15 protein-coding genes are annotated in these 17,531 nt (G+C 37.4%); all 15 read right to left on the reverse strand.

All coding sequences use genetic code 11. The features are described 5' to 3' along the window. Positions 1-77: 77 nt before the first annotated feature. On the reverse strand, positions 78-986 hold the full coding sequence (gene murB / locus MLOOGBEN_RS24615; RefSeq protein ID WP_179160925.1) for a UDP-N-acetylmuramate dehydrogenase: 909 nt from the start codon (positions 984-986) through the stop codon (positions 78-80). Positions 987-1,049: 63 nt separating this feature from the next. Next, positions 1,050-2,153, reverse strand: a complete 1,104-nt coding sequence (gene murG, locus MLOOGBEN_RS24620; RefSeq protein ID WP_179160926.1) for an undecaprenyldiphospho-muramoylpentapeptide beta-N-acetylglucosaminyltransferase — start codon at positions 2,151-2,153, stop codon at positions 1,050-1,052. Positions 2,154-2,307: 154 nt separating this feature from the next. Further along, a complete protein-coding gene (spoVE, locus tag MLOOGBEN_RS24625) occupies positions 2,308-3,408 on the reverse strand; it encodes a stage V sporulation protein E (protein ID WP_179160927.1) in 1,101 nt (366 codons plus the stop codon). Between the two features lie 201 nt (positions 3,409-3,609). Beyond that, complete coding sequence (gene murD / locus MLOOGBEN_RS24630; protein WP_179160928.1) at positions 3,610-4,962, reverse strand: UDP-N-acetylmuramoyl-L-alanine--D-glutamate ligase; 1,353 nt, start codon at positions 4,960-4,962, stop codon at positions 3,610-3,612. Then, the gene (mraY, locus tag MLOOGBEN_RS24635) at positions 4,963-5,937 is read right to left on the reverse strand and encodes a phospho-N-acetylmuramoyl-pentapeptide-transferase (RefSeq protein ID WP_179160929.1); all 975 of its coding nucleotides are present in this window, start codon (positions 5,935-5,937) and stop codon (positions 4,963-4,965) included. Position 5,938: 1 nt separating this feature from the next. Continuing rightward, the gene (locus tag MLOOGBEN_RS24640) at positions 5,939-6,394 is read right to left on the reverse strand and encodes a hypothetical protein (RefSeq protein ID WP_179160930.1); all 456 of its coding nucleotides are present in this window, start codon (positions 6,392-6,394) and stop codon (positions 5,939-5,941) included. A gap of 2 nt (positions 6,395-6,396) precedes the next feature. After that, complete coding sequence (locus MLOOGBEN_RS24645; protein ID WP_179160931.1) at positions 6,397-7,857, reverse strand: UDP-N-acetylmuramoyl-L-alanyl-D-glutamate--2,6-diaminopimelate ligase; 1,461 nt, start codon at positions 7,855-7,857, stop codon at positions 6,397-6,399. Between the two features lie 186 nt (positions 7,858-8,043). Continuing rightward, positions 8,044-9,963, reverse strand: coding sequence for a stage V sporulation protein D (locus MLOOGBEN_RS24650; protein ID WP_179160932.1), 1,920 nt, complete (start codon positions 9,961-9,963; stop codon positions 8,044-8,046). 92 nt (positions 9,964-10,055) lie between these two features. Beyond that, positions 10,056-12,293, reverse strand: coding sequence for a penicillin-binding protein (locus tag MLOOGBEN_RS24655; protein WP_179160933.1), 2,238 nt, complete (start codon positions 12,291-12,293; stop codon positions 10,056-10,058). Beyond that, positions 12,290-12,655 carry a cell division protein FtsL gene (gene ftsL / locus MLOOGBEN_RS24660; protein WP_179160934.1) on the reverse strand — a complete coding sequence of 122 codons (366 nt, stop codon included), beginning with the start codon at positions 12,653-12,655 and terminating at the stop codon, positions 12,290-12,292. The genes MLOOGBEN_RS24655 and ftsL overlap by 4 nt, the downstream gene beginning before the upstream one ends. 23 nt (positions 12,656-12,678) lie before the next feature. After that, positions 12,679-13,611 (reverse strand): 16S rRNA (cytosine(1402)-N(4))-methyltransferase RsmH, encoded by a 933-nt coding sequence (gene rsmH / locus MLOOGBEN_RS24665; RefSeq protein WP_179160935.1) that lies wholly within the window; start codon positions 13,609-13,611, stop codon positions 12,679-12,681. A gap of 60 nt (positions 13,612-13,671) precedes the next feature. Continuing rightward, a complete protein-coding gene (gene mraZ / locus MLOOGBEN_RS24670; RefSeq protein ID WP_095247750.1) occupies positions 13,672-14,103 on the reverse strand; it encodes a division/cell wall cluster transcriptional repressor MraZ in 432 nt (143 codons plus the stop codon). Between the two features lie 151 nt (positions 14,104-14,254). Further along, positions 14,255-15,889 carry a bacillithiol biosynthesis cysteine-adding enzyme BshC gene (gene bshC, locus MLOOGBEN_RS24675; RefSeq protein WP_179160936.1) on the reverse strand — a complete coding sequence of 545 codons (1,635 nt, stop codon included), beginning with the start codon at positions 15,887-15,889 and terminating at the stop codon, positions 14,255-14,257. A 79-nt stretch (positions 15,890-15,968) separates the two neighbouring features. Next, positions 15,969-16,361 (reverse strand): DUF3397 domain-containing protein, encoded by a 393-nt coding sequence (locus MLOOGBEN_RS24680; RefSeq protein WP_179160937.1) that lies wholly within the window; start codon positions 16,359-16,361, stop codon positions 15,969-15,971. Next, positions 16,358-17,266: a 2-dehydropantoate 2-reductase gene (locus tag MLOOGBEN_RS24685; protein ID WP_179160938.1), complete on the reverse strand. Its 909-nt coding sequence runs from the start codon at positions 17,264-17,266 to the stop codon at positions 16,358-16,360. The genes MLOOGBEN_RS24680 and MLOOGBEN_RS24685 overlap by 4 nt, the downstream gene beginning before the upstream one ends. Positions 17,267-17,531: the final 265 nt, after the last annotated feature.

Consider the following 17,531-nt stretch of genomic DNA (forward strand, 5'->3'; position numbering starts at 1 on the left):
TCATTTTCTCAGTTTTTTTCCATATTTATAATGAGTAATTATACCACAAAATTTGTAATAAGTACGACTAATTCTTATTACTTTCGACCAATAATTTCTACCTCAGTTTCCATTTTAACTCCAAATAAATGTTCAATTTTATCTTTAATATACTGAATTAAATCTAGTACATCCTTGGCAGTTGCATTACCGGCATTTACAATAAAATTTCCGTGCATTTCAGATATTTTTGCTCCGCCAATTTGGAAACCTTTTAACCCGGCTTCCTCAATTAATTTACCGGCATAATTTGGCAGCGGGTTACGAAAAATGCTTCCTGCACATGGGAAATTCCATGGCTGCGTTTCTTTACGATAATCTTTGTTTTTTTGCATTTGCGAAACAATAACAGTCCTATCACCCATTGCCAGCTTAAATTCCGCTTCAAGTACGATACCAGGACGTTTCTTTTGAAGGACCGAAGTTCTATAGGTGAACTCCATTTCATCATTAGACAACCATTCAATGGACCCGTCTTCAAACAATATGTGTGCCTTTGTTAAAATCTTACTAATATCAGAACCATGTGCTCCTGCGTTCATGTATACTGCTCCACCAACTGATCCAGGAATACCACTTGCAAATTCAAGTCCAGACAAGCCCTTCTTCGAAATTAATGTTGATAAGCTGACTAAAGAATGTCCTCCTCCAACCGTAATAGTGGACTCATTAATGGATAGATGGTTTAACCCAGAACCTAATTTTATTACAACACCTTCAATCCCCTTATCAGAAACAAGAAGATTTGATCCTCTGCCAATAGCTCTCCAAGGAAGTTTATGCTCCTTAATGAAGGTCATTACTTTTTGAATATTTTCCAATGATGAAGGTTCAATAAAGAGATCAGCTGGACCTCCAATTTTCATGGTTGTATGCTGGGATAGCAGTTCATTTCTTTTCACTTTGCCAATATTTAATTCTTGAATTTCTATTAATAATCCGTCCATTCCTATCACCCTATCTTTCAAAACAAACGTATAGTTTTAGTTTATGCTGAAAACTGTATTGGGCTACTTTTGTTTTCCTTGGACTAGCTGTTTCATTAGTTTATATAGCCTATCAGCAGAGTCCGGCACCCCTAAGTTTTTTGCTTTTATTTTCATCATTTTTAGATTTTCTTGGTCTAACAGGATTTTGTCAATATGTTGAATGAGACTTTTGCTATTTAAGTCTTTCTCGATTAGTAATTCTGCTGCTCCGTGATCACTTAGTGACCTTGCATTTTTTTCTTGATGATTATTCGTGACATAAGGACTTGGCACGAGAATACTCGGAATTCCTAATGAAGTGATTTCAGCAAGTGTCGTTGCACCAGCTCTTGAGACAACTAAGTCAATCCCTGCCAGAACCTCAGGCATGTTATGAATAAAAGGCTTAATCACAACGTTTTTTGGATTCCCAACAAGTTCAGCTTCTTTTTGTACATCAGCATAATGAACATCACCCGTAATATAGAGTACTTGATAGGGCTTTTCACCAAATTCAGAGAGCGCCTTAACTACAGCATCATTGATGGGTCTTGCACCACGACTGCCCCCGAAAATTAATACTGCTGGCATTGTCGTACTTAATCCTGTCGAAAGCCTTCCCCTAATGCCATCTTGCCCAATGACTTCGGAAGCCCGAGGGTTACCCGTAAACACCACTTTCTCCTTTGGAAAAAATTCTCTTGCCTCCTCAAAACAAATAGCAATCTTGTTAACGTATCTGCTTAAAAATTTATTAGTTAACCCAGGAACACTATTCTGCTCGTGGACAATGGTTGGAATATTTAATTTAGCAGCTGCAAATACAACTGGCCCACAGACATAACCACCTGTTCCAATTACAATATCAGGCTGGAATTCTTTTAACATTTTTTTACTGTCCCTAGCACCTTTTAAAAATCTTAAAATCGTTTTAATATTATCCAAGGATAATTTTCTTTTGAATCCGGTAATATGGATGGATTTAAAAGGTATCTTTTCCCGAGGAACTAATGTACTCTCCAGACCGCTCTTTGTTCCTATGTATAAAACTTGCGCATCTTTATTTTCTTTTTGTATTTCCCTTATGAGTGCAAGAGCTGGATAAATATGTCCTCCAGTTCCACCGCCGCTTACTACTATTTTCATATGTCCACCTCAAATTAAAAAATGCTTTACGCTCATTTCTTATCCTATCTTACTATAAAATTAACAGAACGTAAGGATTGCAAAAAGAATGTTATCTAATTGTAAACTAATAAAGGAAATAAATAAAAAGAACCCTGCATCAAAACAGGGTAAATTAATATCTAGAATAACGGCTAATGTTTAATAAAACACCTATTGCCATCAACATTAAGGTTAGGGAAGATCCGCCATAACTTAGGAAGGGAAGAGTGATTCCAGTAACAGGCATTAAACCAGTTACTACTCCGACGTTTATCATAACTTGAATGGCGACCATTGAAATGATTCCAACTGCCAGAAAGCTTCCATATAAATCGGGTGCCCCTAGGGCGATACGTATTCCTCTCCATAACAACAATGCAAATAAAAGAATAATGAAGGAACCGCCAATAAAACCTAGTTCTTCTGCTAATATTGCAAAAATGAAGTCAGTTTGTGGTTCAGGCAAGTAAAAGAACTTCTGTCTGCTTTCACCAAGTCCAAGACCGAATAAGCCGCCAGGACCAATTGCATAGAGCGATTGAATAATTTGAAAACCACTACCCAAAGGGTCTTGCCAAGGGTCTAAGAAAGAGGTGATCCTTTTCATCCTATAGGGTGCAGAAGCAACCAAACCTACAAATCCTGCTAATCCGATTAAACCTAATAAAGCAAAATGTCCCACTCTAGCACCTGCAATAAATATCATCACTACACAGGTGCCAATCATTACTGTTCCAGTACCTAAATCTGGTTGGAGCATAATCAAGGCAAAGGCAATAAATACAAGGCCTAAAGAAGGCACCAGCCCTTTTTTAAAGGATGTGATCAACTTCTGTCTCTCAGAAAGAAACTTCGCTAAAAAAGCAATCATAGCAAGCTTCATAAATTCCGATGGCTGAACGGAGAAGGCACCTACGCCAATCCAGCTTCGCGAACCATTTCGAACATTACCAACCCCTGGAATGAGTACGAGTATTAGCAGCACAAAGCATGTTATCAAAATGACCTTTGACCATTCTCTCCATGTCCAATAATTAATATTCATGATAAAAAACATGGCTGCTATTCCAACACCCGCAAATAGCGTTTGTCTTTTTGCAAAGAAGAACGAGTCATCAAATTTATATTCCGCCCATACCGCACTTGCACTATACACCATAATAAGCCCTACTGCTAATAACGTAAATGTACAAATTAATAATATAAAATCAGGAGTTGTTCTCTTTGTCGGCACACCTAACACCTCGAATAGCAAGTTTTAGGGCTTCGATGTTGTCCAGCTCCAGCGACTAGGAGCTCGGGGTCATAAGCCAATCCAACGAGAAGGTTAAAGAACAACCTTCCCGTTGGCTCGTCTTATGCCTGTCGCTCCTGGGAAAAAATGAACTACTTTTTTCCTTGACCAAGTCGCTTCCGCTTTTCGTTGGACAAGCCCTTACTTAAGCTTATGCACCGCTTCGATAAAAATGTCTCCCCTGACTTCAAAACTTTTATATTGATCCCAGCTTGCACATGCAGGAGATAACAAAATCACGTCACCTGGTTCTGAATATTCAAAAGCATCAGGCACGGCCTTTTCAACATTATCGACCGTGTTTATTTGTTTTATTCCTGCTTCTTCCCCTACCCGCTGAATTTTCGCTGCAGTTTGACCAAAAGTAATTAATGCTTTCACATTTTTCAAATATGGGATTAACTCATCAAATTCATTTCCGCGATCAAGGCCGCCAGCAAGCAGAATAATTGGATTTTTAAAAGCTTGTAACGCGGGTATAGTTGCAAGTATATTTGTTGCCTTAGAGTCATTATAAAACTTTCTGTCCGCAATTTCTGATACGTACTGTAGACGGTGTTTAACTCCTGTAAACGTTCTAAGAACACTTTGTATGGACTCATTCTTAACACCGGTTAACTTTGCAGCTGCCATAGCGGATAAGATATTTTCTAGATTATGAACACCAGGAAGTGCGATTTCATCTACTAACATTACTTTTTCGCCTTTAAAACAAATCCAGCCCTCATTAATGTAAGCACCTTCCGTCATCACACGCTTTGTCGAAAATGGTATAGCAGCAGCTCGGGATTGTTCAGCAATTTCCATCACTTCCTGCTGATCTGCATTATAAATAAAGTACTCTGCTGCCGTTTGATTTTTGGTTATATTCGCTTTTGCTTTAAAATACTCTGCTCTATTACCGTGATAATCTAAGTGAGCATCATATAAATTCGTAATAATGGCTATCTTAGGATTGAATGTTTCTATTCCCATTAATTGAAAGGATGATAACTCGATAACGATATTATTTTCCGCCGTCGCCTCTTCCGCTACACCAGAAGCTACCGTTCCAATATTACCGGCAATTAAAGGCATCTTATTACCTGCATTCAACATTTCAAAAATTAAAGTTGTCGTGGTCGTCTTTCCATTTGTACCTGTTATACCAATGAAAGGTGCTTCAGATATTTGGTAAGCAAGCTCCACCTCAGTTAATACAGGTATTCCCTTCTCAATAGCCCCTTCAATGATTGGGTTTTGATAAGGAATACCGGGATTTTTAACGATGAGTTCAAATCCTTCATCAAGCAGTTCAACAGGATGCTCACCACAAATGACTTTAATACCTTGCTCTAATAACCCTCGCGCCTCTGGATTTTCTGATAATGGTTTTTTATCATTTACCGTCACGAATGCACCAAGCTTATGTAATAGAGCAGCAGCAGTTACCCCGCTTTTGGCCAGTCCAAGGACAAGAATTTTTTTATGAAGATAAGTATTTATCTGCTTCAATTATAACCACACCTCAATATAGATACCTAGTATCGCTAATATTAAACCAACACTCCAAAATGTAACAACAACCTTCCATTCAGACCAGCCAAGCAGCTCGTAATGGTGATGGAGCGGACTCATTCGAAAAATCCTTTTACCTGTTGTTTTAAAAGAGATAACCTGCAAAATAACAGACAAGGTTTCAATGACAAATACTCCACCTATAATTATCAACAATAATTCTAACTTTGTTAAAATTGCTATGGTAGCAATCGCACCACCAAGTGCGAGTGACCCCGTATCCCCCATAAACACCTTTGCAGGGTGGGCATTAAAAACTAGGAACCCTAGAACAGCCCCAGCTACTGCAACTGAAAAAATTGCCACTTCCATTTGCGATTGATTCCAAGCAAGGACAGCATAGGCACCAAAAGCAATCGCGGCAGTCCCTGAAAGTAATCCATCGAGTCCATCTGTCAAATTGACTGCATTTGAGAACCCTACAAGCCAAAAAACAATGAAAAATACAAAAAACCAGCCTAATTCAATGGAGTAATCACTACCTGGGATAGTGATTTCCGTAGGAAAACCATTTTCTTTATAAACAAGATAAAAAATAACTGAAATAATAATTTGCCCTAAAAGTTTTTGTCTAGAAGTTAAACCTAAATTACGCTTTAATGCGACTTTGATAAAATCATCCAAAAATCCAAGTAAACCAAATCCAAATGTCACAAGAATAAGTAAATAGGTTTTAACAGTCGGTTCAGAAAACTTTCCAGTCATGACAAGAGTGGTTATAATAATGGAAAATAATATCATGATTCCGCCCATCGTTGGGGTACCTGTTTTTACTTGGTGGGATTTGGGACCTTCCTCCCTAATGCTTTGTCCAAATTTCAACCTTCTTAAGAAGGGAATAAAAATTGGAGAAAGCAATACGGTAATCAGGAAGCCCATTAAAATTGTGAAAAAAATAACTTGCTCCAGCATTTTATCCCCTCCCTTCTACATTATTATTCGAATTCTTCATAGATATCTTTTCCAACATTACAGCTATATCATATGTTTCTTTATTTTCTTTGAGAAGTTTTTTATTAAAAAATGCGAAATTGGTCATATTCATTTTCTCTCTATTATCTCCGTCTATTTTTTCAAAATAAAATCGTAAAAGATCTAGGACTCCTGAGGTCAGATTTTCAGTAAAAAAGATGGGAAAGTGATTTGGAGTATATTTAGGTATCTGTTTCTTTTTATCCCAAACCGCTGCAATGGCTCCATTTGCGATGGCATCTAAAAGTTCCCCTGAATCATCGCTTAATGGGATAAATAAACCTCTTGTCTGCACTATACCTGCACTGTCAGAAACCATAAAATATAAATGATCCGCCTCTTTTACACCTTTAAAGTCTGGGAATAATGTTACTAAATCATTAAAAGCTAAATACATTTCTATCTCTCCTCGATAGCTTCCCGAGCAACGACTCGGTCATCAAAATCATAAACATTACTGCCAATTATCTGGTATGTTTCGTGACCTTTACCTGCAATTAGGATTACATCACCCTCAGCAGCCTGGTTAATTGCGTTAACAATTGCCTCTTTTCTATCTGGAATGGTGATGTAGTTTTCCCCTGTGGCACCATTTTCCATATCTCCTAATATTGCTATAGGGTCTTCACTTCTAGGGTTATCCGAGGTAAAAATAGGATCTGTACCATAACGACAGGCAATTTCCGCCATCAAAGGCCGTTTTGTTTTATCCCGGTCGCCACCACATCCAACGATTACAAAAACCCTCTTTTTCGCAAAGCTTCGAATCGTTTTCAACACATTTTCTAAGCTATCTGGTGTATGCGCATAATCAACAATAACTGTAAATTCTTGTCCTGCATTTACAAGCTCAAATCTTCCGTCTACCCCTTTAACACTTTCAATAGATTCAATAATTACCTCCATCGAAATATTTGAAACAAAAGCAGCAGCGATACTAGCCAAAACATTATAAACACTAAACTTTCCAATTAACTGTATGTTGATTGGATAACTCTTCTCTTTTAATACTATTTCAAATGAAGTCCCCGCAGAAGTCATCTTAATATTTCTAGCATGAAAATCTGCCTCATTATCAATTCCGTAGGTCACAACATGAGCCGCCGTAGATTTTCGATACATTTCAGAAGCAGAGTCATCAGCATTTAAAATTGCGAATTTAGGTTTATTCACGTCGAATGAGTTTCCAAGCTGGGAAAATAATAAACTCTTAGCGTGCCTATAGTCATCCATTGTTTTATGGTAATCTAAATGATCTTGGGTTAGGTTTGTAAAAACTGCTATATCGTAGTCACAACCATGGACTCTCCCCAAATGTAAGGCATGTGATGAAACCTCCATTATTGCTGTATCTACACCAGCATCAAGCATTTGTTGGAAACCTTTTTGAAGGATTAAACTTTCTGGCGTTGTATTTTTAGTTTCAATCTTCTGGCTGCCTATTTTTGTATACATGGTTCCTATTAACCCTGTGCTCCGATTTACATCAGAAAATATTTTTTCGATTAGATGACTAGTAGTTGTTTTCCCGTTAGTACCTGTGATTCCGATTAAATGCAGCTTTTTTGTTGGATGGTTATAAAAAGCATCAGCTAATACTGCCATCGCTCTAGTTGCATCCTTAACAATTATGACGGGTACAGAAAGAGCTAGTGCCCGCTCAGCTAGTACTGCGGCAGCTCCATTATTCACTGCAGATTCAGCATAATCATGTCCATCGACGGTATATCCTTTAATACAAATAAATAAACTTCCCTTTTGCACCTTACGATTGTCATTTTCAATCGATGTAATTTCAGGATCCGTCCCTTGATAAGGAACGAGGAGGTGCAAATGTTGAAGTAAATCATGAAGTTTCATAATCTCAAATCCTCTCTTGCCTTTTGCAAAAATAACAATTTTTTACATGAAAATTTCTTCTTAAAAAGATTCACCTTATTTTACAGCAAAACCAAGTAGAATTCCATTTATCCTTTGGTTTTTCAAAAAAACAGGCGGCGGAAATCATTCCGGCCGCCTAACTGATAGAACTTTTTAACTCTTTCTTTATTCCTCTTTCCCAAAATAAAGTCTTATTGTTGAACCTTCTTTTACTTTTGTACCGGCCTCAGGGGACTGCCTTACTACAATATCACCTTCACCACTTGCGTCAATTTTAAGATTTAACAGCTGTTCAGTAATCTCAAGTTTCGTTAAACCCGTTAAGTCAGGAAGTGTAATGGGTGCCGTGTCCGGCCATCTTAATTCTTTTTCAATTTGATCTTTTCTAGGTTTTACTCCCATCGCCATAAGACCATCCTTCATTATACTGCCAACGATTGGAGCACTTATGGTTCCCCCGAAGATAAGTCCGCCTTTGGGATTATCTACAGCCACATATACAACGATTTCTGGATCATCTGCAGGGGCAAACCCCATAAACGAAACGATAAAGTTATTTTCCAAATATCTTCCGTTTTGCGCTTTTTGTGCTGTTCCTGTTTTACCGCCAATTCGATAGGAGTCAACAAAAGCCCTGAAACCAGTACCTTGTGCAACAACACTCTCCAGGGCATGTCGAATTTCCTTAGACGTTTCTTCAGATATTACTCTTCGTTTCTCCACAGGAGTATTTCGCATCACGATTTCTTTTGTGACAGGATCAATTAACTCTTCTGCAATATATGGCTTATAAAGAATCCCGCCGTTTACAGCTGCGGCAACGGCTGCAACCTGTTGAATAGGTGTTACTGATACGCCTTGACCAAAAGCAGTTGTTGCTAATTCAACCGGACCTACTCGGTCTAAATTAAATAGAATCCCTGAACCTTCACCAGCTAAATCAATCCCTGTTTTCTGCCCAAAACCAAAATCTTTTATATATTTAAACAATTTATCTTTACCTAATCTTTGACCAAGTTCCACAAATCCCGGGTTACATGAATTTTGGACGACTTCTAAAAATGTCTGGCTGCCATGGCCGCCTCGTTTCCAGCATTTCAGCCTTGCACCCGCAACCTCTACTGAACCTGGATCATGAAAATGTTCTTTTTCTAAATCCACTTTCCCTTCCTCGAGAGCAGCAGCAAGAGTGATTATTTTAAAAGTAGAACCCGGCTCATAGCTTGACCACACGGGAAGATTCCGGTTATATACTTCCTGAGGAACATTCCTGAAATTTGCTGGGTCAAACGTTGGCCTACTTGACATCCCTAAAATTTTCCCATTATTTGGATTCATCGCAATCGCAATAATTCCATCTGGATTATATGTTGCTTCCGCAATATCAAGCTCTCGCTCAATAATAGTTTGAATTTTGGTATCTATTGTAAGCTTTAAATCAAGACCATCAACAGGATGCTCGTAGTCGTCAGCCATATCATCCATTCTTTCACCTTTGGCATTAGCGTAAAACTTAACGGATCCTCTTTCACCGCTTAGCTCTTTATCATAGTAAAGTTCTAATCCCATTAACCCCTGGTTGTCCACTCCGGAAAATCCTAAAACATGAGAAAGATAACTCCCAAACGGGTAATGCCTTTTTGAATCTTCACCAATATAAACACCTTCGAGTCCTAAAGCCCTGATTTCTTTTGCTTTTTCATGAGAAATTTTTCTTCCTTCTTTTATCCTTACAATCGATTCACCCTGGGTAATTTGTCGATATGCATTCTCCTTAGGAATATTTAACACAGCGGCCAGTTTTTCAGAAGTTCCAGCAGGGTCTTTAACCTGTCTCGGTACTACATATACAGTTGGGGCACTAACATTTGTGGCTAACGGGACACCATTACGGTCTATTATCTCGCCGCGCTCTGGTTCAAAAGGAATATTTCTACTCCAAGAACCTTTAGCTTGACCGGTCAACATATCACCCAGTACAAACTGAACATAACCAAGTCGGACATCAATGATTAAAAAGATAAGAATTCCAACGAACAATGCAATCATTAACCTCTTACGGACAGTTACATTTGAAACACGCATAAAATGAACGAGCCTCCTTTATCCTACTCGTTCATTTATATGCTTGTACTTATTTGGATAGAACGATTACAGATACCGTTTTAAGCCTATTATCAGTCAAACGGGACATCTTCTGCAACTTCTTCAGATAACTCACTATTTTCATCAACTTCCTTGTTTTCTTCTTCTAACTTTAAGGTTTCTTCTGGGGTTTTTAAATCAACAATTAAAAAATCTCCCTTGCGTAAAAGCGCACCCTCTTTGAAATTTTGCTTAACCACATAACCGCTGCCTGTAGAATTTAGTTTAACTCCAGTCAGTTTTGCAACCTTCATCACGTCCCTGAGTGACCACCCTGTAAAATCCGGTGCATTCAACTCTCCATCAGTTTGAAGGATAATCTTCTCCCCTTCGAGAATATTTGTGCCAGCAGCTGGAAGCTGTCCCGTTACTTTTGTACCTTTTCCTAAAACAACTGCCTTAAGTTCCTGTTCCTCAAGTTTTTTTATTGTTTCTGTAACAGCTTCACCCTCGAAATCATCTAATTTCGAAGTAGAGGCTTTTTCTTGTTGTGAAGGTTGAATATTCAAGTAGTGTAAACTGTTTTTCATTACAGGATTAAAAACCATTGAAACTGGAATAGAACCCAGGGAATAGTGCTCTATTTCCGGTTGTTGAACAGCAACATATACAACTAATTTCGGATTATCAGCAGGAGCCATGCCTAAAAATGAAAAAATATAATCTTCTTGTCCCCCTAAATAACCGCCCTTAGGATCAGGAATACTTGCTGTTCCTGTTTTTCCTGCTACACTATAGCCATCAATCTGATATCGATTCCCCGTACCCGTTTCTTCATTTGTTACTACTGTTTCAAGAATATCAAGTACTTCCTTTGCGGTTTCAGCAGAAATTGGTGTTTCAACAACTTCAGGCGCATTATCACGAATGATCTCTCCTGTGTCGTGATTAACGACTTTGTCCACCACATGAGGCTTCATCATCTTCCCCATATTTGCAATCGCTGTTGCCGCCTGGATTTGCTGGATTGGCGTAATCGCTGTCCCTTGTCCATATGCAGTGGTTGCTTTTTCAATTGGCCAGGTAAATTGAATTTTTCCAGACGTTTCATTTGGAAGGTCGATACCGGTTGGGCGATCCAATCCAAATTTAGTTAAGTACTCACGAAATTTTTCAAAACCTAATTTTTCATTTGCCAGCTTTGCAAAAGCAACATTCGATGAGCGCTGTACACCTTCAAGGTAGGAAATAGTTCCCCATCCAGATCTATTATGGTCATGTATCGCCTTATCTTTTGATGTTACTCGATAAGAACCGGACTGGAATAATTCATTGGGATCAAATTTTTTTTCTTCAATAGCCGCAGCAAGCGTGAAAATCTTCATTGTTGAACCTGGTTCAAAAGAAGTTTCGACGGCTTCATTATGCCAGCTATTTTCAATCCCTTCCTTCGTTTTAGGATGGAAGGAAGGTCTTTGTCCCATCGCTAAGATTTCACCTGTTTTTGGATCTGCTACAATAGCGATGATTTTCTTTGGATTATATTCCTCTACTACTTTATTCATAGCATCTTCTAAGAATGTTTGAATCTTCTTGTCAATCGTTAAGTAGACATCATTTCCGTTCTCGGCAGGGGTAACCTTCTGTTCACCGTTTGGAAGCAAGTATCCCCATAAATCACTTTCGTAATTGATTTCCCCATCCTTGCCCGTTAACTCTTTGTTTAATGACTGTTCAATCCCCATTTTCCCGACGTAATTGTAGGTTCCATCCTTTTCGTCAATTCTGTCAGCGTAACCAACTAGATGAGAAGCAAAAATTCCATTTGGATAAAACCTTTTTGAGTCGCGTTTAAAAGTAATCCCTGGAAGTTTTAGAGCTTCAATTTCTGTTTTTGTTTGGTGAGAAATGTCTCTTCCCGCTTTTCCAAATTCAACCTGAAACTGATCTTTAGTCAAGCTACTATAAATCTTTGATTCTTCCATATCAATAAACTTTGATAATTCCCTGGCTGTTTTTTCCGGATCCGTAACATGGTTAGGCTTTTTTGGATTCGTGGTCATCTTTTTATCTAAAATGGCAATCAGCGTATATGAAGTGGTATCCTCAGCGATAACTTCCCCTTTTTGGTCATAAATCACGCCTCTAACACCATCCAAATTTCCTGTTCTGCTGTATTTTTGCTGGGCTTTTGCTGCAAGCGGCTGGGAACCGACCTCCCCAGTAAATTGAATGGAAAAGTACCTAAAGAGCAATATAAAAAAGAGCAGGCCGAATACTACAAACAATCCGGCTGCTCCGAAATTCATATATGGCTGTTTCTTGTTCATTTTTCGTGCACAACCTTGACGTTATTTTCGTTTTTTATAAGCCCCATTTGTGTCGCCTTTTCATAAATTCGTTCGTATGAACTAAGTTCACTTACTTGTAACTCAAGGTCGCTGTTTACCTTTTTAAGTTCATTAATCGAGGTTTGAACCCCCTGAATATCCTTATTTACCTGGTAAATTTCTGCTTGATTCGAGATGAGGTTGACGGCACCAAAACAAACCAGCCCTGTAAATACAATTCCGATTATTTTCTCCCCAGGTGTTAGCCAGTGCTTTTTTGTTTTTACAATAGTACGTTCCTGAACCTGTACTGTCCGTTCTACTTGCTGCTGTTGCTGAAATTTCCTGGCAAGACTACTCATTCTTTCCCCTCCACATAATTTTTTTATAATTTTTCCGCAATACGAAGCTTTGCAGATCTGGCACGGTTATTATGTTCTAATTCTTCTTCTGATGGAAGAATCGGCTTTCTAGTAATTAACTTCATAATAGGTTTGAATTCCTCGGGAATCACAGGTAAGCCATGTGGTAAATCTGGAATTTCACTTGCTTTCTTAAAAGCGGCCTTACAAATCCGATCTTCTAATGAGTGAAAGGTAATTACACTTATCCTTCCTCCTGGATTAAGAATATTAATTGCTTTTTGCAAAGATTTCTCGAAAACAGCCAATTCATCATTGACGGCGATTCTCACTGCCTGAAAAATCCTCTTAGCTGGATGTCCGCCCTTCCTTCTTGCAGGAGCAGGAATCCCTTCCTTAATCAGGTCAACCAACTCAAACGTAGTTTCAATTGGCTGATTCTCTCTTCTAGCCTCTATTTTTCGGGCAATTTGCTTAGAGAATTTCTCTTCTCCATAGCGAAAAAAGATCCTAACCAAATCCTCGTAAGACCAATGATTAATGACATCATAGGCTGAAATTTGCGCTTCATTATCCATTCTCATGTCCAGCGGTGCATCATGATGATAACTGAAGCCTCTTTCTGGAGTATCTAATTGAGGAGAGGACACACCAAGGTCATATAAAACCCCGTCAACTTTTTCAATCCCTAGCTTTTCAAGTTCTTCCTTTAGGTATAAGAAATTGCTTTTGATTATTGTTAGTTGCTCACCGTAGAGTGACAATTTCTCTTTTGCATGTGCAATAGCTATTTCGTCTTGATCGAAGGCAAACAATTTTCCGTTATTAGTAAGTTTTGAAAGTATCTGGGAACTGTGGCCGGCTCCACCTAAAGTACAATCAACATAAATGCCGTTTGGTTTAATATTCAATCCATTGACAGCTTCATCTAGTAACACAGTTGTATGTTCAAACATCATTATCACCTTTTCCAATCGAACGATATAAAACGGAGCTATAATAGAATAACTTGTCCATTATATATCAAAACCAATCATATTTTCTGCAATTTCGGCAAAAGAATCTTCGGACTGCGAGAAATAGTCTTCCCAAATCTGTTTGCTCCAAATTTCGATTCGATTGGAAACTCCTAAAACTACACATTCTTTTTCTAATTTTGCATACTGAAGCAATGGTGCAGGAATGTTAATTCTTCCTTGTTTATCTAGTTCACTTTCGGTAGCACCAGAAAAGAAGAATCGGGTAAATGCACGGGCATCTTTTTTCGTCAGTGGCAGGCCTTTAAGTTTTTCTTCAATCAATGCCCACTCTGATAATGGGTAACCAAATAAACATTGATCCAAACCGCGGGTGATGATAAACATCTCTCCAAGGTCTTCGCGGAATTTGGATGGCACAATCATACGGCCTTTAATATCAATGCTATGATGGTATTCACCCATAAACATACCCGGTACCCCCACTTTCTATATAAAATGTACCACATTCCCCCACTTTCCTCCACTTATTTTTTAATAATTCTTGCTTACTAGCTTAAATCCTTTTTTATCCTGTAAATTTTTTCAAAAAAAAAGAAACTTCACAGGGAGTGAAGTTTCACTAAAGTTTAATTACCTTATGCCGACCATTAAATTCGAATTCAAGTTCCATTAATTCTTTAATAAAATTAGTTCCATACTGATTTAAATAATAGAATATATTCCACACTCGCTCTTGAGGGAAACCATCCGGACGCAAGGATAAATCAATACGGTTAAACTTACTAAGAATCACATCAAACTTTGACTTTACTGATTCTTCCAGCTTTGTTTCCATGAATCCGATTTGCTTTAATAGATAGTTTTCATTTTTCTTTAATAACGGCAGCAGACTCTTGTCAAGCTCATTTGTTTTCGCTTCAATCAGCTCATACTGCTTTAAAACTCGAGATTTTAGTGAAGAGAATAGTTCAGATACTTCTTTATCCTTTATGGACTCAAGATATCGATCTCTTTCTTCGACACTACCCCTGCTTAAAACCTCGGTTAGTTCTAATTGCAGCTCATTTAAATCACTTTCAATGGCTCTTTCCAACAAGGTAATGTTTAATCTTGGAACAATAGGCGGCATTTTTATATTAAAATGCTCAAAAACAAGCTTTAATTCAGCCCAATAAGAAATTTCACCCGGTCCAGCAATAAAAGCTAGTGTCGGAAATAGCCACTCTTGCATTAGGGGTCGTGTCACCACATTATTACTAAGTTTTGCAGGATCTTGGCAGGCAATTTCCATTAATTCATCTTTCGAAAAGGAAACTGCACCACTTTTCCCCTCAAAATGATTACTATCTAGATCAAATTCCAGTAAAATACGTTCATTTGATTTTGGATGGCAGTAAAAGATATTCGCTGCTTTTTCAGTTGAATCAATTGTGATAGGAAACCCATTTTTGCCGATTACACTTTGCTGCTCAAGTAAATTATTTGTAACTTCCCTATGGTGTTCAATTTGTTTAGAGAAGTTTTCTTTTTGTAAGAGACGGAAATTACTGTCACCTGAATCCACGATTAATAAGCCATAATCTTTAAAAAGTTCCATAACAATATTGGCAAAAAAGTCAACAAATGTAGTTGATTTCAATAACGCTTCTTCAGCAAAACGAATTAATTGTTTTGTATGGTTCGTTTCCCCAAAATTTTCAATAAGATTATTTACCCATTCCCTGCAAATTTCTTTATTCAGGTTAATATCCGAGACCATCTTCTTTTGTTTAACCTTTTCTGGGTAAGACCATTTGTCTACTCTTTGCTCTACCGGCATAAACAGATGATTAACTTCATGAAAATCATGGTCCTCTCCTGCAATCCAGAATACAGGCACAACGGGAATTCCAAGCTGTCTCTCTTTTTCCTCAGCCAATTTAATAATTGAAATGATTTTATGTATGGAATAAAGAGGTCCAGTAAGTATTCCTGCTTGTTGACCGCCAATGACAACTACACTATTCAATTGTTTTAGTTTTGCAAGCGAGTTATTTACTGCCTCTGATGTTGGAAAACGCTCCATGAATTTCTCAATGTGATCAGCTACTTCTTCACGCGGAAAGCTTCGATTACTTAATTCATCCAATCTTTTCTGATCTTCGCCAAAGTCATTAAACCGATAATGAAAAAAAGACAAAATATCAGGAGATTGCTCTAGATAATTAGAAGCAAATCGGTTAGTTGCTGATAATGAGAGATCTAAAATCTCCATTTAAGTACTTCCTTTCTAATCAACCGTATTCATTCCATATGAGTATAACATCATCTATCCTAATTAAAAAAATCTTTGCTTAGGAAAATGTAAAAGTTACCGCACTCCGCAATATACCGAATAAAGTTAGGGTTATATAAGCTAAAAAGAAGATTAGAAAATTAAATCTCCAATAGCCTTTAAACACCTTCGTAAAGATAATTTCGCCCTTTATTCTCCAATGTATTACCACAAAAACCATTGCAATAATAATTAATAATAGCAGGATCAACCAGAAAAATGATTTTCCCCAGATGGTTATTAATAAAAAATGAACGGCCAAGATAAATAAAATGTTTGAGTAGTCCAAGGCTTTATGAAAAGACTTTCGAGCGTTTTTAGTAATTAGCTTATTTAATACAAAAATGATGAAAAACCCGAGTAGAGGTGCTGTTAAGAAAATAGTGATGATTGATGAAATAAATGAATTCAATTAACTCCCTCCCTAGCCTTTTCTTTCCCTTTTAATAAATAATAGTAATTCTCAATATTTATTGCCTTCTTTTGTTGTTTATTTGCTTCATCTAACAAAAAACCAAGAATCGCGTCTACCTCAGTCCTTCTTCCTGCCTCCAAATCTTTTAGCATAGAGGACTGATTATCACCTGTTTTTTTACATATTCTAATCATATCTCTAAACTTCCTAATAGGATCTTCTAAGTTTAAAATAAAGGCAATTTCAAGAAATAGTTTTTTCACGGCAGCAAAATAAAAAGTGTTTGTAATTAATTCCCCGTTTTTGACTTGAAGAATTGCCGTTAGAGGATTAATTACTGCATTAGCAATTAATTTATTTACCATCATTTGATAATAATTGTCTTTGATTGTAATAGGAAAATGTATAGGTGCGCATGCCTCCGCAAGCTCCATTAGAATTTCAGATTTACCTTTATATAGAGCTGCATTAACAGCTCCTCCACCATTGTGACGTACCGTATTTGAATTCACCTTACTTGCTCCGTGCTCAACGGACCCAACAAGAATGGCAGCGGCATCGATTTTTTCAATTAATTTTAAATGACCCATACCGTTTTGTAAAAATAATAGATTTTGTGGGCTGCAATCGAATTTAGTTAAATGGTCAATTATCGAATGAAGTTGATATTGTTTCACAGCAATAATCGTTAATTCTTCAGTACCCTTCCACTTTGAAATTGGAAAAGCCTTAACGTGGACCCGACTTTGAATTCTGCCATTTTGAAGGATTACTCCCTTTTGATTGATGACTTCAGCTTGTTCGCTCGTCCTAGTATAAAGTGTTACAGAAAAAGCCTTAGCCAAGTATGACGCGAATAATAATCCTATCGAACCAGCACCAACAATGCCAATATTATTCATGATATCCACCCATTTTTATCTATTTTACTAATATTTTAGCAGATACTAGTTTGTAAGTCTGTCCTAAAAAAAGAAAAAAACCCATTTCGATCAGATCGAAACGGGACTTTTAGATTATTATTAACATCGTTTTAATACCGCAAATTCAGAAAACGCTTTCCTTCAATCAAATTATTTAAAGAATTTTTCGTGTATTTGTTATATAATAAATATAATTCATTTTGAATAATCTTATCATTAATCCCATTTCATATTATTCAGCAAT

This window comes from Bacillus sp. EB106-08-02-XG196 (assembly GCF_013396335.1).
Lineage (GTDB): Bacteria > Bacillota > Bacilli > Bacillales > Cytobacillaceae > Neobacillus.